The organism is Paramagnetospirillum marisnigri (genome assembly GCF_001650715.1).
Taxonomy (GTDB): domain Bacteria; phylum Pseudomonadota; class Alphaproteobacteria; order Rhodospirillales; family Magnetospirillaceae; genus Phaeospirillum; species Phaeospirillum marisnigri.
Genome location: NZ_LWQT01000131.1, coordinates 16,328 through 37,121, shown reverse-complemented (window position 1 = coordinate 37,121; position 20,794 = coordinate 16,328). Strand labels below are relative to the sequence as shown.

At 64.9% G+C, this 20,794-nt stretch carries 23 protein-coding genes; 12 read left to right on the top strand and 11 right to left on the bottom strand.

Going from position 1 to position 20,794, the window contains the following annotated elements:
* Window positions 1-128 precede the first annotated feature (128 nt).
* The 6 genes from A6A04_RS20820 (at window position 129) to A6A04_RS20795 (ending at window position 4,375) form a co-directional block, all read left to right on the top strand.
* On the top strand, window positions 129-467 hold the full coding sequence (locus A6A04_RS20820; protein WP_068495940.1) for a cyclic nucleotide-binding domain-containing protein: 339 nt from the start codon (window positions 129-131) through the stop codon (window positions 465-467).
* 92 nt (window positions 468-559) lie between these two features.
* Entirely contained in the window at window positions 560-811 is a 252-nt protein-coding gene (locus A6A04_RS20815) for a hypothetical protein (RefSeq protein ID WP_068495939.1), read from the top strand.
* 171 nt (window positions 812-982) lie between these two features.
* Entirely contained in the window at window positions 983-1,270 is a 288-nt protein-coding gene (locus tag A6A04_RS20810; RefSeq protein WP_068495938.1) for a hypothetical protein, read from the top strand.
* A 68-nt stretch (window positions 1,271-1,338) separates the two neighbouring features.
* A complete protein-coding gene (locus A6A04_RS20805; protein ID WP_068495937.1) occupies window positions 1,339-1,635 on the top strand; it encodes a phasin family protein in 297 nt (98 codons plus the stop codon).
* A 77-nt stretch (window positions 1,636-1,712) separates the two neighbouring features.
* Window positions 1,713-3,116, top strand: a complete 1,404-nt coding sequence (thrC, locus tag A6A04_RS20800; protein WP_068495936.1) for a threonine synthase — start codon at window positions 1,713-1,715, stop codon at window positions 3,114-3,116.
* Complete coding sequence (locus A6A04_RS20795; protein ID WP_068495935.1) at window positions 3,113-4,375, top strand: M16 family metallopeptidase; 1,263 nt, start codon at window positions 3,113-3,115, stop codon at window positions 4,373-4,375. Before thrC ends, A6A04_RS20795 begins: the two co-directional genes overlap by 4 nt.
* 79 nt (window positions 4,376-4,454) lie before the next feature.
* Here A6A04_RS20795 and modD read toward each other — a convergent pair whose 3' ends face one another.
* Together modD and A6A04_RS20785 are read right to left on the bottom strand one after the other, a co-directional pair.
* Window positions 4,455-5,294 carry a ModD protein gene (gene modD, locus A6A04_RS20790; RefSeq protein ID WP_068495934.1) on the bottom strand — a complete coding sequence of 280 codons (840 nt, stop codon included), beginning with the start codon at window positions 5,292-5,294 and terminating at the stop codon, window positions 4,455-4,457.
* Window positions 5,291-5,761: a MaoC family dehydratase gene (locus tag A6A04_RS20785; protein WP_068495933.1), complete on the bottom strand. Its 471-nt coding sequence runs from the start codon at window positions 5,759-5,761 to the stop codon at window positions 5,291-5,293. The genes modD and A6A04_RS20785 overlap by 4 nt, the downstream gene beginning before the upstream one ends.
* 159 nt (window positions 5,762-5,920) lie before the next feature.
* Between A6A04_RS20785 and A6A04_RS20780 the strand changes: the two genes are divergently transcribed.
* On the top strand, window positions 5,921-6,682 hold the full coding sequence (locus A6A04_RS20780; RefSeq protein WP_082915109.1) for a substrate-binding periplasmic protein: 762 nt from the start codon (window positions 5,921-5,923) through the stop codon (window positions 6,680-6,682).
* Between the two features lie 70 nt (window positions 6,683-6,752).
* On the top strand, window positions 6,753-8,237 hold the full coding sequence (locus A6A04_RS20775) for a hypothetical protein (protein ID WP_245651330.1): 1,485 nt from the start codon (window positions 6,753-6,755) through the stop codon (window positions 8,235-8,237).
* On the opposite strand, the gene A6A04_RS20770 is transcribed toward A6A04_RS20775, so the two are convergent.
* On the bottom strand, window positions 8,209-9,615 hold the full coding sequence (locus A6A04_RS20770; RefSeq protein WP_082915108.1) for a nicotinate phosphoribosyltransferase: 1,407 nt from the start codon (window positions 9,613-9,615) through the stop codon (window positions 8,209-8,211). The genes A6A04_RS20775 and A6A04_RS20770 overlap by 29 nt on opposite strands.
* Window positions 9,616-9,794: 179 nt before the next feature.
* Window positions 9,795-10,232, bottom strand: a complete 438-nt coding sequence (locus A6A04_RS20765; RefSeq protein WP_068495932.1) for a bacteriohemerythrin — start codon at window positions 10,230-10,232, stop codon at window positions 9,795-9,797.
* 119 nt (window positions 10,233-10,351) lie between these two features.
* On the opposite strand from A6A04_RS20765, the gene aat reads away from it, so the two are divergent.
* Together aat and A6A04_RS20755 are read left to right on the top strand one after the other, a co-directional pair.
* Window positions 10,352-10,984, top strand: coding sequence for a leucyl/phenylalanyl-tRNA--protein transferase (gene aat / locus A6A04_RS20760; protein ID WP_068495931.1), 633 nt, complete (start codon window positions 10,352-10,354; stop codon window positions 10,982-10,984).
* Between the two features lie 81 nt (window positions 10,985-11,065).
* Complete coding sequence (locus A6A04_RS20755) at window positions 11,066-11,818, top strand: SDR family NAD(P)-dependent oxidoreductase (protein WP_068495930.1); 753 nt, start codon at window positions 11,066-11,068, stop codon at window positions 11,816-11,818.
* A gap of 39 nt (window positions 11,819-11,857) precedes the next feature.
* On the opposite strand, the gene A6A04_RS20750 is transcribed toward A6A04_RS20755, so the two are convergent.
* From A6A04_RS20750 to A6A04_RS20735, 4 genes are read right to left on the bottom strand one after another with little or no spacing between them, the layout of a single operon-like run.
* The gene (locus A6A04_RS20750; protein WP_068495929.1) at window positions 11,858-12,250 is read right to left on the bottom strand and encodes a DUF2155 domain-containing protein; all 393 of its coding nucleotides are present in this window, start codon (window positions 12,248-12,250) and stop codon (window positions 11,858-11,860) included.
* A complete protein-coding gene (gene mlaD, locus A6A04_RS20745; protein ID WP_068495928.1) occupies window positions 12,247-12,735 on the bottom strand; it encodes an outer membrane lipid asymmetry maintenance protein MlaD in 489 nt (162 codons plus the stop codon). The genes A6A04_RS20750 and mlaD overlap by 4 nt, the downstream gene beginning before the upstream one ends.
* An 11-nt stretch (window positions 12,736-12,746) precedes the next feature.
* The gene (locus A6A04_RS20740; RefSeq protein ID WP_068495927.1) at window positions 12,747-13,238 is read right to left on the bottom strand and encodes an MlaD family protein; all 492 of its coding nucleotides are present in this window, start codon (window positions 13,236-13,238) and stop codon (window positions 12,747-12,749) included.
* Between the two features lie 25 nt (window positions 13,239-13,263).
* Window positions 13,264-13,614 carry an NADH:ubiquinone oxidoreductase subunit NDUFA12 gene (locus A6A04_RS20735; protein WP_068495926.1) on the bottom strand — a complete coding sequence of 117 codons (351 nt, stop codon included), beginning with the start codon at window positions 13,612-13,614 and terminating at the stop codon, window positions 13,264-13,266.
* A 344-nt stretch (window positions 13,615-13,958) separates the two neighbouring features.
* Here A6A04_RS20735 and A6A04_RS20730 point away from each other — a divergent pair, with 344 nt between their 5' ends.
* Window positions 13,959-17,609, top strand: coding sequence for a vitamin B12-dependent ribonucleotide reductase (locus tag A6A04_RS20730; protein ID WP_068495925.1), 3,651 nt, complete (start codon window positions 13,959-13,961; stop codon window positions 17,607-17,609).
* Window positions 17,610-17,726: 117 nt separating this feature from the next.
* On the opposite strand, the gene A6A04_RS20725 is transcribed toward A6A04_RS20730, so the two are convergent.
* Window positions 17,727-18,428, bottom strand: a complete 702-nt coding sequence (locus A6A04_RS20725) for a type 2 periplasmic-binding domain-containing protein (protein WP_245651329.1) — start codon at window positions 18,426-18,428, stop codon at window positions 17,727-17,729.
* A 126-nt stretch (window positions 18,429-18,554) separates the two neighbouring features.
* Window positions 18,555-18,797, bottom strand: a complete 243-nt coding sequence (locus A6A04_RS20720; RefSeq protein WP_068495924.1) for a hypothetical protein — start codon at window positions 18,795-18,797, stop codon at window positions 18,555-18,557.
* 168 nt (window positions 18,798-18,965) lie between these two features.
* Between A6A04_RS20720 and A6A04_RS20715 the strand changes: the two genes are divergently transcribed.
* Window positions 18,966-19,436 (top strand): RidA family protein, encoded by a 471-nt coding sequence (locus A6A04_RS20715; RefSeq protein ID WP_068495923.1) that lies wholly within the window; start codon window positions 18,966-18,968, stop codon window positions 19,434-19,436.
* A 13-nt stretch (window positions 19,437-19,449) separates the two neighbouring features.
* Here A6A04_RS20715 and A6A04_RS20710 read toward each other — a convergent pair whose 3' ends face one another.
* Window positions 19,450-20,637, bottom strand: coding sequence for a GGDEF domain-containing protein (locus tag A6A04_RS20710; protein WP_068495922.1), 1,188 nt, complete (start codon window positions 20,635-20,637; stop codon window positions 19,450-19,452).
* Between the last annotated feature and the right edge of the window lie 157 nt (window positions 20,638-20,794).

Below are 20,794 nucleotides of genomic sequence, written 5' to 3'. Positions count from 1 at the left end.
GCGGCGCCGACCGGGGCCGCTCCAACGGATACCGCGACCCGCCAACGACAATTCTCATCCCGATGGCCGCAAGCGAGCGATGCTCGCCGCGGCCATCGCCGTTTTCGCGGTGATCGCCTTGGTTCTCCATGCTCAATTTTCTTGATCGCCGGGTCATCGCCCCCGGCGGCATCATTTTCCGCGAGGGCGACCAGGGCGACCAGGCCTTCATCGTCCAGTCCGGCACGGTGGAACTGTGCAAGTTCGACCAGCCCTTCGCCGAGGTCGGCCCCAACGCCATTTTCGGCGAGATGGCGCTGATCGACGGCGCGCCGCGCATGGCCACGGCGCGGGCCAAGACGGAAACCACCCTGATCGTCGTGCCGCGCGGCCTGCTGGACAAGAAGCTGAAGGGGGTCGATCCCTTCGTCACCCGCCTGCTGTCCATCCTGGTCCAGAACGTGCGGTCCATGGCCAGCAAGTTGTAGGCTCGATGCCCGATTGACCCGGGCGGGACCATGCATCACCATCCGGATCATGCCGACAACGGTGTCGGTCCAAGACAGAATTGGGGAAAGACATGGTCGCCGAAGTGTTCGCCGATGGTGTGGGACGGGTGGATTTCGTCAGCGGTGTCGTCCGCATCGAACTGGTGTCGCTGGAACCCTCAGAGACCGGCCAGGGCAAGATGGAGGTGCGCCAGCGCATCGCCATGCCGGTGGATGGCTTCCTGCATTCCCTGAACACCATGGGCGATCTGGTCAACAAGCTGGTAGAGGCCGGTGTCCTGAAGCGTAACGAACAGAACGCCCCCGCTGCTCCCAAGAAGTAGCCTTCCTGGCGCCCGCGGCCATCGCCCGAAACCGGACGGTGGCCGCAGACGGCCCATCCCTATGTTTTACAGTCCGTTCACAAAATCGACCATAACCGTTGATTATGGTCGCAAACCATAATTACACCTGCGGTATAGGGTTTTCCTGAGAACGGAACACAGGGGGGCTGAATGGCCTGTGACTTCGGACATGATCGTGACGGTACGGTCATTCATTTGCTGGGATCCATCAACGAGCAAGACCTCGATGTGATCCAGCACCATTTCGATCAAGCCGCCGGACAAGGGGATACGGCGGTGATCCTTGATTTCTCCCGCATTCGCCAATTCCCACCCTCGCTTCCCGCCATGGTCGGCGCGCTTCGCCTCCAGGCCCGGCGCCTGGGCATCAGTGTCGAATTGCGCCAGTTTCCCTTTGACGGCACCAAGACCGCGACGCGCCACGCGGGAGCGCAGTGAGGGAGATTGCGCGTTCGCTGGCTTCATGCGACAGTTGATACCAGGATGAGCGAGAAAGGGAGGCCCGAATGTTTCCGTCCTTTGACCCGAAATTCTTCGAGCAGTTCAGCATGAACCCCGGCTCGTTCCTCACCAAGGTTGCGGAGTTCCAGCGCGCCAATTTCGAAGCGGCCCGCGAAATCGCCGAGAACAACACCAAGGCGTTCCAGCAACTGGCGACCATTCGTGATCCCCAGTCCTTCGCCTCCATGCAGCCCGCCATCCTGCAGGCGGTGATCCAGCAGAATGCCGAGATCCTGACCAAGTTGTGGTCGTCCCTGGGCAACGACATGGCGCCGCCGCCCGCCAAGCCTCGCCGCAAATAAGACTTCCCGCCCTTGCTCCTCCGGTCTTGTATCGCTAGTGTAGCCCACTTTGCGATTTACGGCCGGAGAGCCCTGCCTTGAAGTATGTGAGCACGCGCGGCCAAGCGCCTGTCCTCGATTTCGACGATGTCCTGCTGGCAGGACTGGCCCGCGATGGCGGGCTTTATCTTCCCCAGACCTGGCCAGCCTTCTCGGCCGCCGAGATTCGCGCCATGCGCGGCCTGTCCTATGCCGAACTGGCGGTTCGCGTCATGCGCCCCTTCGTGGAAGGCTGCCTGAGCGATGCCGAACTGTCGCGGCTGTGCGCCGACTCCTATGGCGGCTTCACCCATCCGGCGGTGGCGCCGCTGAAGCAGCTTGGCCATAACCAGTGGGTGATGGAGCTGTTCCACGGCCCCACCCTGGCCTTCAAGGACTATGCCCTGCAATTGGTCGGCCGCCTGTTCGACCATGTGCTGAAGAAGAAGGGGCGGAAGGTCACCATCGTCGGCGCCACCTCGGGCGATACCGGCTCCGCCGCCATCGAGGCCTGTCGCGACCGCGCCGCCGTGGACATCGTGATCCTGCACCCCAAGGGCCGCGTCTCCGAGGTGCAGCGTCGCCAGATGACCACGGTGCTGTCGTCCAACGTGCGCAACGTGGCGGTGGACGGCACCTTCGACGATTGTCAGGATCTGGTGAAGGCGCTGTTCAACGACGCCGCCTTCCGCGACGAGATGAACCTGTCGGCGGTCAATTCCATCAACTGGGCCCGGGTCATGGCCCAGATCGTCTATTATTTCGCCGCCGGAGTGGCGCTGGGCTCGCCGGACGTGCCCATGACCTTCTCGGTGCCCACCGGCAATTTCGGCAATGTCTTCGCCGGTTATGCCGCCAAGCTGATGGGTCTGCCCATCGACAAGCTGATCATCGGCTCCAACACCAACGACATCCTGACCCGGTTTTTCGAGGGTGGGGTGATGAAGACCGATGGCGTCGTCCCCACCTTGTCTCCCAGCATGGACATCCAGGTCTCCTCCAATTTCGAGCGGTTGATGTATCTGGCGCTCGGCTCCGACGGCGCCGCCGTGGACAAGCTGATGGGCGAATTCCGCGCCCATGGCGCCATGGTGATGCCCCAGGGGGCCTGGACCGCCATGCGCGGGGTGTTCGAGGCCTATCGCTTCGACGACGAGGCGACCCTGGCCGCCATGCGGGCCTTGAAGCGCTCCACCGGCGAGACCCTGGACCCCCATTCGGTGATCGGCGTCGCCGCCGCCCTGAAGGGTCATTCGCGCAAGGATGCCACCGTGGTGGCCCTGGCCACCGCCCATCCCGCCAAGTTCCCCGACGCGGTGGAGAAGGCCACCGGCCAGCGTCCCGGCCTGCCGCCCCATATGGCGGACCTGTTCTCGCGCCCCGAGCGCCTGGACGGACTGGCCAACGATGCCGAGGCGCTGAAGGCCTATGTCCGGGCCTTCGCCGGGCGGAGCCGGACATGAGCGAAATCCGCGAGACCACCCTTCCCTCCGGCCTCAAGGTCGTCACCGATCCCATGGAGACGGTGGAAACCGTGTCGCTGGGAGTCTGGGTGGACGCCGGAACCCGTCACGAGCCCGCCGCCCTGAACGGCGTCTCGCACCTGCTGGAGCACATGGCCTTCAAGGGCACCGAGCGGCGCACCGCCCAGGGCATCGCCGAGGAAATGGACGCCTGCGGCGGCCATCTCAACGCCTATACCGCCCGCGACCACACCGCCTATTACGCCAAGGTGCTGAAGGAAGATTCCGATCTGGCGCTGGACATCATCTCCGACATCCTGCAGCACTCCATCATGGACGGCGAGGAGTTGGCCCGCGAGCAGGCGGTGGTGGTGCAGGAAATCAACCAGGCCATCGACACCCCCGACGACATCATCTTCGATCATTTCCAGGCCACCGCCTATCCCGACCAACCCCTGGGCCGCGCCGTGCTGGGGACCGAGGATCTGGTGCGTTCCATGAGCCGCGACAACGTGCTGGGCTATCTGCGCGGCCATTATTCGGCGCCGCGCATGGTGCTGTCGGCTTCGGGCCGCATCGAGCACGACCGGCTGGTGGACGCCGCCGCCAAGGCCTTCGCCGAACTGCCGCCCCACAGCCCCGCCAGTACCGAGAAGGCCCACTATGCCGGGGGCGATTTCCGCGAGGAACGCGACCTGGAACAGGTGCATGTGGTGGTGGGCTTCGACGGCATCTCCTACGACGATCCCGACTATTACTGCGCCTCGGTGCTGTCGACCCTGCTGGGCGGAGGCATGTCGAGCCGCCTGTTCCAGGAAGTGCGCGAGAAGCGCGGACTGGTCTATTCCATCTATTCCTTCGCCTCGTCCTATGACGATGGCGGCCTGTTCGGCGTCTATGCCGGAACCGGCGAGGACGAGGTGGCGGAGCTGATCCCGGTGATGTGCGACGAAATCGTCAAGGTGGGCGACGGCGTGCGCGACGACGAGGTCCAGCGCGCCCGTGCCCAGCTCAAGGCCTCGATCCTCATGAGCCTGGAAAGCACCACGTCGCGCTGCGAGCAATTGGCCCGCCAGATCGCCGTCTATGGCCGCCCCATTCCGGTGGCCGAAGTCGTGGCCAAGGTCGAGGCCATCACGCCCGAGGATTGCGCCCGGGTGGCGCGGCGCCTGTTCGCCGGAGCCCCCACCTTCGCCGCCATCGGCCCCCTGGCCAAGGTCGAGGACTATGATCGGGTGGCGGCACGGCTGCGGCCTTAGAGCGCGGCGATGCGGCCGGGACGGCCGCGCTCCGAATCAGTCCATCCCGGAGCGCGGGCATCCTGCCCGCCTCCCCGCTTCACGCCCCCGAAATAGTCACCGCCACATCGGCGGGCGGTGCCCAATAGGGCGACGAGGTCACCAGCACCCTGGCTCCGGCCCGGGCGTAATCGGCGGCATTGGCGGCATTGACGCCACCCGCCGCCGCCACCACGCAAGCCTCGCCGATCCGTTCCACCACCATCGCCACCTGGGCGGGAGTGAATTTCTCCAACTGCACCACATCGGCCCCGGCGGCGCAGGCGGAATCGGCCTCGGCCGCGTCCTTGACCTCGACCACGATGCGCTTTTCCGGACAGGCGGCCTTCAGCCGTCCGATCAGGGCAGCAAACCCCTGGTCCGGCGCCAGGGCGCGATGTTCCGGGAACAGCAGCACCGTCTCTGACAGCCCCAGCCGATGGGGCATGGCCCCGCCTGCCATGATGGCCTTGATGGCCAGGGATTTGGTGCCGGGAAAGGTCTTGCGGGTGCAGGCGACCGCGATATGGGGCGAAACCGCCCGGGCGGCCTCCACCATGCGTCGGGTAGCCCCGGCGATTCCCGATGTGGCCTCCACCAGGGTCTGGGCCACCTTCCACCCCATGAGCAGGGCGCCCGCCGGGCCATGGGCCTCCAGCAGGGTCTCGCCCGCCGCCAGGATGGAGCCGCTGGGCCGGACCGATGTGACGGTGGCCCCGGCCAATTCCAGCAGGCGGGCAGCCTCCTCCGAGCAGGCCAGCACCATGTCGGCGCGGGCGCGGAACACCATGGCGCCGGCTCGCTCACCGATCCCCAGCGACAGGGTGGTCAGATCGCCATGGGGCGCATCCTCGGCCAGCAGGCGGTCAAGCTCGGCATCGGGCAGGCGGGGCAGGATCATCCCGGCACCCTCCGGCCGATCATGTTGACGGCGCGCATGGACATCACCACCTCGTCCCGCTGGTTCAGCACCTCGATGAACGAGGTGACCACGCCGCGATCGGGTTTCGACCTGGACGGCACCGCCTCGACGATGGAGACCCGCACCGACAGCACATCGCCCGGCCGCACCGGCATGATCCAGCGCAATTCGTCCAGGCCGGGCGAGGCCAGGCTCGCCACCTTGGTCAGGTAGTGGTCGGCATACATGCGCATCATCATGGCGGCGGTATGCCAGCCGCTGGCGATCAGCCCGCCGAACACCGTGCGGGCGGCGGCATCGGGATCGGTGTGGAAATCCTGGGGATCGAACTTGCGGGCGAAATCGATGACCTCGGCCTCGACTACTTCGGTGGAGCCGAAGGTGTGGACCTCGCCCTTGATGTAATCCTCGAAATAGCGGTCATGGATGGCGGTGGCGAAAGGCATCGAGGCTTCCCCGGGGGTGAGAGCGGCAGCCAGGATACCCCATCCCCAACGCCCCGGGCAAAGGGACATGGGAGCAATGTCAGGCCCGCCCTTCCCCTTTCCTAGGACCTAAGGCATATTAGCGGTTGCGTGACACAATGTAACAATTGGATAGTCAGAATGCTGAGGACGCTGGTTCTGATCCTGGCCTTGCTGGTGGGACATTCCGCCTCGGCCCGGGAAGTCGTGATGGTCGGCGGCTATGAGTTCGGCCCCTTTGTCGACTCCCTTCCCGGCGGCAAGACCGGCGGCCTGACGCTGGCCCTGATCGACGAATTGAACCGCTACCAGGACCGCTACGACTTCCGCTTCGTGCTGACCTCGCCCAACCGCCGTTACAAGGATTTCGAAGACCGCAAATTCGATGTCATTTTATTCGAAAGCCCCGACTGGGGCTGGCGTGACCACAAGATCGCCGTGGATGCCTCCGATGTCTTTCTGGACGGCGGCGAGTTGTATATCGCCCAGGCCCAGCCCGGCCGGGGCCAGGACTATTTCAAGGACCTCTCGGGCAAGCGCATGGTGGGTATCCTGGGCTACCATTACGGCTTCGCCGGGTTCGAGGCCGATCCCCGCACCCTGTCCAGCCGGTTCCGCATGGCCCTGGTCAACGACAACGCCGCCAGCATCGAGATGATCCTGAAGGATCGCGGCGATGTGGCGGTGGTGACCGACGCCTATCTGAAGCGCTATCTGCGGGAGCGTCCCGGACTGGACCAACGCCTGCTGATCTCGGACACTTTCGACCAGCGCTATGCCCATCGCGCCCTGGTGCGGCCCGGCGGCACCATATCGGTTGCCGAAATCAACCGGCTGCTGGCGGCCATGGCCAAGGACCAGACCCTGGCCCGACTGTGGCGTAGCCACGGCATCAAGGACTGACGGGCTGGACTTGCCTCTAACGGGCGTTTAAACACTCTGGCTTGGCCCCGCGGCGAGAGAACGGGAATCCGTGCCCAAGATCGAATCATCCTATCGCGCCGTCACCCTGGTGCTGGCCGCCCTGGCGGCGGCCGCCTTCGCCTATCCGCTGTGGCGGATCGGTGCCGGATTCGAGATCGACTACAACGAGGGCTGGAACGCCTTCCTCCAATCCATCGCCGCCCGGGGCGAGTCGCCCTACACCACCCCCGGCCCGCTGTTCTTCAACAATTACCCGCCACTGTCCTTCTATCTGGTCGGAGTGCTGGGCTCGCTGCTGGGCGATCCCCTGCTGGTGGGCCGTGCGCTTTCGGCGCTGGCGGTGGCGACCATTTCCCTATCCTGTGGCGTCGTCACCCGCGCGGGCGGTGGCGACCGTACCGATGCCGTCTTCGCCGCCGCCACCTGTCTTGGCCTGTTCTGCGCCTTCGCCACCGACTATGTGGGCGTCAATGATCCGCAACTGTTGGCCCAGGGTCTGCTGTGCCTGGGCTTCGCCATTTATGTCGGCGGTCCCGCCACCCCGGCCCGGCTGGTGCTGGTGGCGGTGTTGTTCGCCCTGGGCCTGCTGACCAAGCACAATGTCCTGGCGCTGCCGTTGGTGGTCACCATTCACGCCCTGTGGCAATCGCCGCCCAAGGCCCGCCTCGCCTTCCTCGGCGCCACCCTGGCCCTGATGGCGCTGGCGCTGGCGGTGATCCTGGCCGCCTTCGGCACGGATTTCTTCCACCGTCTGCTGGCCTCGCGCATCTATGACCCCACCCGAGGCTTCCTGCTGAGCATGGAAATGCTGGGGCATCTCCAGATTCCCCTGGCCGCTTCCTTGCTGTTCATGGTGCTGGTCCCCCGGCAGTCGGCGGCCAAATCCATGGTCGGAGCCTATCTGGCGCTGGGCCTGCTGATCGGCTTCGGCTTCGCCAGCGGCGCCGGAGTCGACATCAATATCTATTTCGACACGCTGATCGGCAGCGCCATGGGCTGCGGCCTGCTGCTGGCCTGGATTCGCCGCCAGACTGCCCTGCCCCGGCAAAGCGCCCTGGCGGCGGCGCTGCTGGTCAATTTCGGCGTGCTGCTGATCGCGCCCCAGACCTTTGGCCGGATCGTGGTGGACGCATTGGGGGACTATTCCGAGCGCGAACGCCTGTTCGCCGAGGACGTGGCCTATCTGAGTGGACTGCCCGGCCCGGCCATCTGCGAATCCATGCTGCTATGCCTGAAGGCGGGCAAGGGGGTGTGGATCGACCCCTACAACCTGTTGCAGGCCAGCCTGACCGGGCGGCTTCCCGCCGACCAGCTGGTGGGCATGCTGCGGCGCCATGAAGTGGCGGTGCTGCAAATGATCTCGCAGCGCGAACACCCCCTCCACGAGGCCCCCGGCCAGCAGGTGATCCCCCCCCGCTTCGTCAATTTCGGCGACGACGTCCACGACGAGTTGGACTTGTCCTACCGGGTGGCCCGGGTCGGGCTGACGGGACGCTTCTACCTGCCTAAAGCGTCTCCGCCACCCGTGCCCTGACCTCGGCGAAAGTGGTGGGCGCCAGCAGGATTCCATCGCGGAACACCGGGCGCAGCAGGTTGTCGGCGTCGGGAACAGAATCCAGCGGCACGGTGCGCAGTCCCAGCCCGTGGTCCCGGACCAGGGCGAGACGGCCGCGCTTGGACCCCTTGCCCTGGTCGGTGACCGGTTCCTTGTAGACATCGCGCCAGTGGCCGCCGATGCCGATGGCCGAGGCCTTCATGGCCCAGGAGAAGGTATCGCGGTCGACCTTCTGCAACAGGGCACCACCCATGCCGAAGGCGATGTTGTCGATGGCGAAGCCATCGTTCTTCATGCGCTGCAGGATGGCGCGGATGGATTTTGGATTGACGCCATCGCCCTGGATGACGCGCACCGCCGGATTCAGCACCCGATAGCCCTTGGCGTTGGTCTCGGTGCCGAAGGCCTTGGCCGCCAGATCCAGAACCCGGGCCACCACCGTCACCGGATCGCCGGAATCGGGGCGGATCACCAGGGTGCCGCCTATGTCCAGCACCTGGGCGCGCAATTCCTCGCCCCACAGCTTTTCCACCGCGTGGAACACGTCGTAGGAATCCGACACCACCGCCACCAGCCGCCCCGGCCCGCCGAACTGGCGCAGCATATTGGCATAGGCCGCCACCTCGCCGTCGCGGCCCCAACTGGTGATGGTGGAATGCTCGGCCGCCGGAATGGAGAACCCGGCCATGGCCTCGCCATAGAATTCATCGGCGGCCAGCAGGGCTTCCACCGTGTCGGTGCCCTTGAAATTGACCAGATGGGCCATGCCGCCCAGGGCGGCGCTTTCACCCGAGCTGGCGCCGCGCGCCCCGAAATCATGCAGCTTGAAGTCCAGGCTTTCCACCGGCGAATCCGAGGTCAAGGCCCAGAATTCGCGCAGGATGCGTTTGACCGACCACGAGACGGTCGCCACGGTCGAGGCGTACCACACCGCCCGCTGCAAGCCGGTCTCCAGATAGGAGGTCAGCCAGAAGGCCTTGGGGTCGGTATTGACCACCTGCACCACCGCATTGTTGAACGGCACCACCGAGCCTTCGGCCACGGCACGGACCTCCACCGGCAGGCGGCCCTGATGGGCATCGAGAATCCAGCGCCAGCCTTCCTCGAAAAAGGGCACGCCATGGGCGGCGAACACCGCCGCCGAGCGCCGGATATCGGAATCGGTGATGGGGGTCTCGGCCCATTGCCGCAGCAGCGGCTGCAGGCCGAAGAACACCGAGCCCGGCAGATCGAGACCGCTGTTGTTGGCGCGGGCCTCGATATACGACGACACGTATTCGGTGCCCTCGGGATACTGCCATTTGTGGCTGGCCTTGTAGCTGTCCGCCGCCAGGATGGGGGTATACGCCATGCTCATGCCTGTTTCTTATCCCCCTCGGTGTCCCGATTCTGAAATTCGTATCATTTATCCCAGCCGTATTCCGAATTTCAGAATCGATCAGGACACCTGCAACTCATTGTTTCTAGTGTGGTTTGCGAATTTGAAGTTCCTAAAGCAGCCCGTGGATAAATGATAGGAACTTCAAATTCACCACACTAGGTGTCGGCGAAGGCCGCCCTGATCAACGCGTCCTTGCCCACCAGCGAGGCGCGATACATCTTGTCCTCGGCCGCGATATGCCCCACCCACCAGTCCACCAGATAGGACAGCAGGTCGCCCTGGTCGATGGGATGCTCGGGATCGGTGGCATGGGCGACATAGGTGCGGAAGCTCTCATGCCGGGCCTTGTGCTGCGGCAGATGGGCGTAGCCCGCGGCCTCCAGCATGCGCTCCTCGCGCCGGAAATGGCCGTTGGAATAGTCGGAGATCACCGCGATGCCCTCGGCCACCACCTGCCGGTCCTCGCCGCGCTGGAAGGCTTCCTGCAGCCTGGCGATGAACTGAAGAATCCGCTTGTGGTCATCATCCACGGCGGCGTGACCCACCGCCAGATCCTCGCTCCAGAATTCCCACTGCAACTTCTCGGGCTTCATGAGTCCTGCACAAAAATCATTCATCGGCCAAGTGCGGTCTATTATATGGGCAGTGCCCGACCTGGGCAAGGTTCTCCCCCCCTCTTCCCCCGCGCCACCGAATGCGGTAGCTATGGGAGATGGGGCCTCTGACCGTCGACCAGTTGCTGCGCGCCTACGCCATGGGAATCTTCCCCATGGCGCGCACCCGCGACGACACCACCTTGTACTGGGTCGACCCCACGCTGCGGGGCATCCTTCCCCTGGCCGGGTTCCACGTCCCGCGCTCGCTGCGCAAGACCCTGAAAGCGGAGCATTTCGACATCCGAATCGACACCGAGTTCGAAGCGGTGATGCGGGCCTGCGGCGAGGCGGCACCTGATCGCCCCGACACCTGGATCAACGAGGAGATCGTCAGGCTGTTCGTGGAACTGCACCATCTCGGACTGGCCCATTCGGTAGAGACCTGGCGCCATGGACGATTGGTGGGGGGCTTGTACGGATTGGCCCTGGGCGGCGCCTTCTGCGGCGAAAGCATGTTCTCGCGCGAGACCGATGCCTCCAAGACCGCCCTGGTGCATCTGGTGGCGCGGTTGAAGCATGGCGGCTTCAGCCTGCTGGACGTCCAGTTCATCACCGACCATCTGGCGCGCTTCGGCGCGGTGGAAATTCCCCGCGACGACTACAAGGCGCGCCTGTCCAACGCCATCCAACGCCCGGCATATTTCAGCCGCGGCCCGGACATACCCTGGGAAAGGGCGCTGTCGGGTTGACTTGACCGCCCTCAATGCCGTGGTCAGCAGAACCATGGCCTGTGGTGCCTCCCCTACTCTGGTCGAGGACACTCCTGACAAATGTCGAATTCCCTCCAAGACAAGGTCGCCGTCATCACCGGCGCCGGCAGCGGCATTGGCCGTTCCATGGCCGATACCTTCCTCGCCCAAGGCGCCAAGATCGTGGTGTTCGGCCGCAATCCGGCTCCTTTGGCCGAGATCGCGGCCAACAACCAGGACCGGGTTCTGGTGGTCCCCGGCGATGTCACCAATGCCGATGACCTGTCCCGCCTTGTCGCGGAAAGCGTGAAACGCTTCGGCGGCGTCGACATCGTCATCCCCAATGCCGGAATCGCCAAGGTGGCGTCCTTCGCCGATAGCGACACCGCCGCCATACACCAGCAATTCTCGGTCAATTTCGTCGGCGCGGTGCAGACCGTCCGGGGCTTCCTGCCCCATATCCGCAAGGGGGGATCGGTGCTGTTCGTCACCACTTTCCTGACCCAGGTCGGCTTTCCGGGGCTGGCCATCTACAGCGCCAGCAAGGCCGCGTTGAAGTCGTTCTCGCAGACCCTCGCCGCCGAACTGGCCCCCCAGGGCATCCGCGTCAACTCGGTGGCCCCCGGCCCCATCGCCACCCCCATCTGGGGCAGCATTGGACTTCCCCCCGATGTGCTGCAGGCTGTGGCCGGCCAGGTGACCGCCCGGCTGCTGCCGGGCGCTTTCGGCGAGCCCGCCGACATCGCCAAGACCGCGGCCTTCCTGTGCTCGGACGCGGCGAAGAATATCTGGGGCCAGGAGATCGTGGTCGACGGCGGCTACACCGTCGGCTGACACGCGGTCAGCGCGACCCTCTTTCCGGCGGAGAGAGGGTCAACGCCCCTTGGCGTTGCGGCAGTCCAGCACCCAGATGTCGTAGACCGGGTGTTCCATGGCCGACAGCGCCGGGCTGGAAGCGAACATCCATCCCCGGAACAGGCCGGTGGCGGGCAGATCGGGACGCAGTTCCCAGATATCGAGGAAAGCGGCGCTTTCCGGCTGATCCTCGGGACGGCGCTTCTTGCAGGCCCGGGCGACGATTTCCAACGCCCCCATACGCACCGGCACCCCCACCGGCGCCTCGATGGTCACGACACGGGCGGTGACCTTGTCCAGTCCCTGCAAGATGGCGATATCGAACGGCAGGTCGCCGCCCTGGGCCCCGGCGGCGGCGGGCAGCAGGCCCAGCCCAAGCGACAGGGCCGCCAGGATCGGCCCCGACCTCATTTGGCGTCCGAGGGCTCGGCCGCCTTGGCGGGCGGCGCATTATCGGCGGTGGCGAGGAAAATCAGGTTGCCCACCATTTCCTCGATGGACTTGAAATTCTTGGTCGGGCCAAGATTGGCGCCATCGGCCAGCATGGTCTTGGACTTGCCGGGCGCCAGCTTGACGAATTTCCCGCCCAGCAGCCCCTCGCTGGAAATGCTGGCCACCGTATCCTCGGGCAGACGGATGCCGTGGGCGACGGTCAGCTTGACCACCGCGTCATAGGTGACCGGGTCCAGGGACTGGGACAGCACGGTGCCGACCTTGATGCCGTTGATCTTGACGTCGGCGCCGGTATCCAGGCCGCCAACGCTGGTGAAGCTGGCCTGGACCGTATAGCCCTCGATCTTCTTGATATTGGCGTGGGTATAGGCGAAGACCAGGAAGAATCCCGCCACCACCAGCACCACCGCCCCCATGATGGTTTCGATCAGATTCCGTCCCATGGGTCATGTCCTCAGTTGGTGGTCGACGGCAAGGGCTTGTCCAGATAGCCGCGCTTGGCCCGCGCCTGCTGGATGATCATGTCCAGCAGATCCTCGATCACCACCGCGTCCTGGGTATACATGATTTCGGCACCGGGCTTCAGCATGACCTCGTCGCCGCCGAGCTTCAGCTCAATGAACTTGGCGCCCAGCAAGCCGTCGGTATAGATCACCGCGGCGGTATCGGAGGTCAGCTGCAGATCAGGGCGCAGGCGCAGGGTCAATACCGCGCGGTAGCTGTCGTCAAGACCCTGTTCGGTCACCTTGCCGACCACCGTGCCCGACAGCCGGACATGGCTGCCGATGCCGATGCCATCGGCCTTGTTGAACCGGGCCTGCAGGGTGTAACCGTCGTCGGAGCGAGAGCCGGTTCCGCCCAGCATGAAGGCGAGGCCGAGCAACAAGGCCCCGACCACGACGACAGCGCCGCCGGTTACGGTGTCGCGGTCGTCACGGGTCACCATGCATCCACCCCCTATGGCCAGAATCCTACGGGCGCCATGCCTCGTAATCGCCCGTGGCGCGCTCGCGCACGCCGCCGGCCAGATCGTGGCCAGGAGGCAGATAGGCCTCGGGCGAGCCGGTCCTGTTGGCCTCGTGCGGCTTCTGCCAGGACTGGCGCGTCGCGTCGGTCAGCGGCTTGTCCGAGGTATAGTGCAGCCAGGCATGCCATTCCGGCGGAATCTTCGACGCCTCGGCCTTGCCCGAAAACAGCACCCAGCGCTTGGTCCGGCGCCCCTTGGCCGCGGAACGCTCGGTGAAGTAGCGGTTGCCGGCGGTGTCGGTGCCCACCAGCTTGCCCTTGGTCCAGGTGTAAATCAGGGTGCCCAGCGTCGCCATTGTCGTCCTCGCGTCACAAACCACGGGCGGACTATAGGCAAATCCGCCCCGTTCCGTCCAGAGGGGTTCGCGTTCACAACGACACATACCTCATTTTGAAATTTTCGATGAATTTCAACACAATATATCGGGTATCCACTGCATCTCGTAGGTAATGTTTGTGAATGAACTATATCTTGACGGCGCCCCCGGCCCTGGCATAGGCTGCGTCGCTGTCGAGGGAGAGCCACTAGATATAGTGGCGCGACGCGGGAAGGGGAGTGGCGCCATTGATGCGCCCCCACTGTTTTCGCGCCACTTCGACCGAGAGTCGGATAAGACCAGTCGAACCAGAGGGGAAGCAGATGCGGGTCCAGCGCTATTATACCAAGGCCAGTGAAACCGCTTACGCCGGAATCGAATTCCGCAAGGCGTCGAGCGAGATCCGCAATCCCGATGGATCGGTGGTGTTCTCGGCCGGGGATATCGAGGTTCCCGCCGACTGGTCGCAGGTGGCCTGCGATGTCCTGGCCCAGAAGTATTTCCGCAAGGCCGGGGTGCCCGCCCGGCTGAAGCGCGTGCCCGAAAAGGACGTGCCCGAGTGGCTGTGCCGCCATGAGCCCGATACCGAGGCCCTGGCCGCCCTGCCCGAGAAAGAGCGTGTCGCGGGCGAAACCAGCGCCAAGCAGGTGTTCGACCGTCTGGCCGGGACCTGGACCTATTGGGGCTGGAAGGGCGGCTATTTCAACGCCGAGGAGGACGCCCAGGCCTTCCGCGATGAAATGGCCTGCATGCTGGCCCGCCAGATGGGCGCGCCCAATTCGCCGCAGTGGTTCAACACCGGCCTGCATTGGGCCTATGGTATCGATGGCCCCGGCCAGGGCCATTCCTATGTGGACTACAAGACCGGCAAGCTGGTGCGCTCCAAGTCCGCCTACGAACATCCCCAGCCCCATGCCTGCTTCATCCAGTCCATCGAGGACGATCTGGTCAATGACGGCGGCATCATGGATTTGTGGGTCCGCGAGGCCCGGCTGTTCAAATACGGCTCGGGCACCGGCACCAACTTCTCCAAGCTGCGCGGCGAGGGCGAGAAGCTGTCGGGCGGCGGCCGCTCGTCGGGCCTGATGAGCTTCCTCAAGATCGGCGACCGCGCCGCCGGCGCCATCAAGTCGGGCGGCACCACCCGTCGCGCCGCCAAGATGGTGGTGGTGGACGTGGACCATCCCGACGTGGAGAAGTTCATCGACTGGAAGGTGCGCGAGGAGCAGAAGGTGGCCGCCCTGGTCGCCGGGTCGCGTCTGGCCGCCCGTACCCTGACCGAGGTCATGGCCGCCTGCCGCGAATGGGACGGCGAGGACGGTGATGCCCGCTTCGACCCCAAGCGCAACGCGCGGCTGAAGCGCGCCATCCTTGACGGCCGCAAATGCGAGATTCCGGAAAACTACATCCAGCGCGTCATCCAGTTCGCCCGCCAGGGCTATACCCAGATCGACTTCCCGGTGCTGGACACCGACTGGGATTCCGAAGCCTATCTCACCGTCTCGGGCCAGAATTCCAACAATTCGGTGCGGGTCGACAACGGCTTCCTCAACGCCGTCATCAATGACGGCGACTGGAACCTGACCCATCGCAAGAACGGCAAGATCGCCAAGACCATCAAGGCCCGCGACCTGTGGGAGCAGATCGGCGAGGCCGCCTGGGCCTGCGCCGATCCCGGCATCCAGTTCGACACCACCATCAACGAGTGGCACACCTGCCCCGAATCGGGTCGCATCAACGCGTCCAACCCCTGCTCGGAATACATGTTCCTGGACGACACCGCCTGCAATCTGGCGTCCCTGAACCTGATGTGCTTCCGCCAGGAGGATGGCAGCTTCGACGTGGAGGGCTATCGCCACGCGGTGAAGCTGTGGACCATGGTGCTGGAAATCTCGGTGCTGATGGCGCAGTTCCCTTCGCCCCGCATCGCCGAGCTGTCCTACGAGTTCCGCACCCTGGGCCTGGGCTATGCCAATGTGGGCGGCCTGCTCATGGCGTCGGGCATTCCCTATGACAGCGACAAGGGCCGCGCCCTGATCGCCGCCATCACCGCGCTGACCACCGGCGAGGCCTATGCCACCTCGGCCGACATGGCCGAGGAACTGGGTGCCTTCGAGGGGTTCGAGAAGAACCGCGCCGCCATGCTGCGCGTCATCCGCAACCACCGCCGCGCCGCCTATGGCCTGGGCACCGGCTATGAGAACCTGTCGGTGCTGCCGGTGCCGCTGGACTCGGCCAATTGCCCGGACGAGCCGCTGGTGGCCGCCGCGCGCCAGTCGTGGGACGAGGCCCTGGCCAAGGGCGAGAAGCACGGTTTCCGCAACGCCCAGACCACCGTGGTCGCCCCCACCGGCACCATCGGCCTGGTGATGGATTGCGACACCACCGGCATCGAACCCGACTTCGCCCTGGTGAAGTTCAAGAAGCTGGCCGGCGGCGGCTATTTCAAGATCATCAATCGCATGGTTCCCGAGGCGCTGCGCACCCTGGGCTATGCCGCCGACGACATCGCCGAGATGATCCGCTACGCGGTCGGCCACGGTTCCCTGCGCGCCGCGCCGCACATCAACCATGACAGCTTGCGCGCCAAGGGCTTCGACGAGGAGACCCTGGAAAAGCTGGAAAGCCAGCTGGAAGCCGCCTTCGACATCAAGTTCGTCTTCAACAAGTACAGCCTGGGCGAACAGTTCTGCACCGAGACCCTGGGCATCCCGGCGGCCAAGCTGAATGATTTCAGCTTCGACATGCTGGACTTCCTGGGCTTCACCCGCGACCAGATCGACGCCGCCAACACCTATTGCAGTGGCGCCATGACCCTGGAAGGCGCCCCCTTCCTCAAGGCCGAGCATCTGCCGGTGTTCGACTGCGCCAGCCCCTGCGGCCGCATCGGCAAGCGCTCGCTGTCGGTGGAAGCCCATATCCGCATGATGGCCGCCGCCCAGTCCTTCATCACCGGCGCCATTTCCAAGACCATCAACATGTCCAACTCGGCCACGGTGGAGGATTGCAAGGAAGCCTATATGCTGTCCTGGCGCCTGGGCGTGAAGGCCAACGCGCTGTATCGCGATGGTTCCAAGCTCAGCCAGCCGCTGCAGGCCTCGCTGCTGGACGACGCGGGTGCCCTGGCCGATGAACTGGCCGAGGCCAGCGCCGCCTCTCGGGCCGAGATCGTCGCCGAGCGCATCGTCGAGCGGGTGATCCAGGTGCAGCGCCGCGCCAAGCTGCCTGACCGTCGCAAGGGCTATACCCAGAAGGCCATCGTCGGCGGCCACAAAGTCTATCTGCGCACCGGCGAATACGAGGACGGCAAGCTGGGCGAGATCTTCATCGACATGCACAAGGAAGGTGCCGCCTTCCGCGCCATGATGAACAATTTCGCCATCGCCATCTCGGTGGGCCTGCAATACGGCGTGCCGCTGGAGGAATTCGTCGAGGCCTTCACCTTCACCCGCTTCGAGCCCTCGGGCATGGTCGAAGGCAACGAGACCATAAAGATGTCGTCCTCCATCCTGGACTACATCTTCCGCGAACTGGCCATCTCCTATCTGGGCCGCAACGACCTGGCCCATGTGGAACCGGCCGACCTGACCCCCGACGCCATCGGCCGCGGCGCCTCGGAAAGCCAGCTCGACCAGCAGAACCAGCATCTGGCGGTGGTGGAGAAGGTGGCCTCCAAGGGCTATGTCCGCTCCAACCTGCTGTTCCTGAAGCGCGGCAACGGCCCCACTTCCATGTCCACCGACATTTCCGGCGGCGGCATGCAGCTGGCGGCGGCGGCCCCGGCGGTGGTGAGCGTCGGCGGCGACACCGAGGCGCTGATCATGGAATTCGACGCCCGCGCCGAGCAGATCCGCACCGCCCGCATGAAGGGCTACGAGGGCGATGCCTGCCCCGAATGCGGCAACTTCACCCTGGTGCGTAACGGCACCTGCCTGAAGTGCGACACCTGCGGCGGCACCACCGGCTGCAGCTGAGGAATTGGGAGCAATAGAACACGGTCGCGGGTGTGGCTCCCTTCATCTCCTCCACCCGTGACCGGGACGGGCCGACCTCGCAAGGGGTCGGCCCAAATTCCTTTTCAATCGGGAAGATCAGCGGATGCCGCGCTCGGCACCGGTTCGGCTGATGATCTCGGCCACCAGCTTGCCGTTGCGCCCCAGCCATTCGTCGAATTCGGCGACGATCTCGGGGCTCTTGTACGACGACAGGCGATAGGAATCGGCGATATGGGGCAGGCCCGGCGCATAGGCCAGGGTGCCAGGATTGCCCAGAACCACCTCGGCGGCCGTCAGCATCACCGCCACATTAGCATAGGCGCCATCGATCCGGCCGATCTGCAACTGCTTCAGCAGCGCCTCGAACCCTGGATTCTCGGTCAGACTGACCTTGCCCGCCTTGATGCTGTCCTGCCAGGCGAAGGGAGTGAATCCGGCCACCGTTCCCAGGCTGGCGATGGTTTCCGGGGCGGCTCCAACCCGCTCGGCCCGCACCACCGTGCCGTCGATATAAGCGATCACCGGCTTGGAATAAGCGATGGGAACATCTTTGCGCACCGCGCCCTGCCAGTCGGGACTGTCGGGAAACTTCAGATCGATCCCGCCGTGGATCAGTTCCGCCAGCAACCGCTTGACCGGAAATGGCCGATAGGTCAGCCGATGCCCCTGGTCACGCGCGAAGGCGTCGAGGATTTCCCGGGCGGCACCGATGAATTCGCCGCCGCGCATGCCATAAACCGGTGCGTAGTCGATGGCCTCGACCCCGACCACCAAATCCCGGGCAGAAGCCCCGGACACGGGTATAGCGACCACCAGGGCCGCAAGGGCAGCGCGCCAACGGGCCAACTTCAGACCTCCGCTCAAACCGATACGGGGGATTGAACCATGACGGGCCGACGGGATCAATCAGGCGAAGTGCGGGGATCAGTTCTTCCAGGCCGGGGTCCAACTGGCGACAAAGCCATCGACCCCAGCCGCGTCGATGCCAAGGTCGTGCAATTCCCGATGGTCGAGGCGATCCAGTTCGGCCTTCAAGGCTCGGCGGGCGGCCAGAACCTCCAGACGCCGGACCAGACGGCTGCCCCGCAGGGCGCTGATCAGACCGCGACCGGATGCGGCGGGAACATCCAGCGGAGAACAGGACTTCATCGTGGGAGACAAGGACATGGCGGCAACCTGATATTTGTAATCACTCTACAAAATTTAGGTGAGACATCCCTCCCGTAACACCCCTTGCCACCGCATGGGCCCATGGCGAAAACGCAAGGCTTTCCCCGTCCGTCCAGCCGCGCTACCCTTTTCACCCTTTCCTTGCCCAGTCCGGAGCAGACAGCCATGAGCGGAACCGTCACCGAGCGCCTTGCCCGATTGGGCATCACCCTGCCGACCCCCGCCGTCGCCGTGGCCAACTACGTCCCCTTCGTCATCACCGGCAACCTGCTGTTCGTGTCCGGGCAATTGCCCTTGGAGGGCGGCAAGCCGGTGGTCACCGGCAAGCTGGGCGACAGCGTCAGCCTGGAAGAGGGCGTTCGCGCCGCCCGGCTGTGCGCCCTGAACCTGCTGGCCCAGGCCAGGGCCGCCGCCGGAGGAGATCTGGAGCGGGTGCGCCGTCTGGTCCGGCTGACCGCCTTCGTCGCCTGCACGGCCTCCTTCACCGACCAGCCCAAGGTGGTCAATGGCGCCTCGGACCTGATGGTGGAAGTCCTGGGCGAGGCCGGGCGTCATGCCCGCGTCGCGGTTGGGGCGCCGTCGCTGCCGCTGGACGTGGCGGTGGAGATCGAGGGGATTTTCGAATTGGCGCCGTAAGACGCCCGGCCGATCAGGCGGAGGCGGTCTCGGCGACGATGGGCGTCTCGCCACAGCCGATGGCGCGGTCCTTGCCGTTCTGCTTGGCGAAATACATGCGCTGATCGGCCTTTTCCACCAGATCGGTCCAAGTCTCGATCCCATCGGCCAGACGCTCGGCCACGCCGATGGAAGCGGTCAGCGGCTTGCCATCGGGACGGATACCCAGCCCCGCCTGACGCATCCGCTGCACCGCGATGGATGCCCCGGCGGGATCGGTGTTGGGCATGACGGCCAGGAACTCCTCGCCGCCCCAGCGGATCAGGATGTCGCCTCGGCGCAGGACCTTGCGCAAGCTGGTCGAGGCGGCACGCAGCGCGTTGTCACCCTCTTCATGGCCGTATTTGTCATTGATGGACTTGAAGTTGTCCAGATCGACGAAGGCGAGCGCCAGGGGCGTCTGCGAACGGGCGGCGGTGACGAACTGCTGCACCAGCATCTCTTCCCCGACCCGGCGGTTATAGGCCCGCGTCAGCCCGTCATGGGACGACTGGTCCACCAGCTGGCTCATGAAATGAAGCTGGCTCATGCCCGCCAGGGTCGAAACCGAGGCCAGCAGAAGCAACAGCCATTGGGCGCCAAGATGGGAAGCAAACGGCAGCAGCTGATAGCCCAGCAAGCCGGTCAGCAGATAGGCCAGCACCAGCGGCAGGCCCAGCAGCGCCCCTTCCAGGGCGGTGATGGGAAACACCGACAGCCCCGCCACCATGACGAAGGGCAGGAAGGCGTAACCGGCGGCGATCACCTGCTGTGCCGGATCGTTGATGGCGAATTGTCCCAGCAGCGGATGGCTGATCAGGAAGAACACCGTGGGAATCACCAGCAGCCAGATCATGCCCCACCGAGCCACCGCCACGCTGTCCGAGCCCCTGAACGACAGGGCCAGCACCGCGAAGGCGATACAGGCCAGGACGCGAAGCGCCGCCAGATACATGGCCAGCGACGTCTCGAAGATGATGAGATCGACGGGAATCCAAAGGGGGGTCAACACCGCGAAGGTGGCCGCCACCAATCGGACACGCGACAGGATCAGCAAGGCCCGGCGCCGTTGCACGAATGCCGACTGCCGGGTCGGCAGGAACAGGTCGAAAATCTCCGCCATGGTCATGCCCGAGAACACGACCGCCAGGATCTTCTTTACAAACTCTTTAATAACAAGCACCTGGGCGAGTCCTTTAGCCCGGCTATCCGGAGGCTCGACCGTACTGCCTGCCTGGAATCCTTGCAAGAAAAAGAACCGAAGCGGTGATTGACGAGCCCCGCCCTAATTCGGTATTACAGTACCAAATTAAATGATTGCAGGGACCGTAATGCCGGAC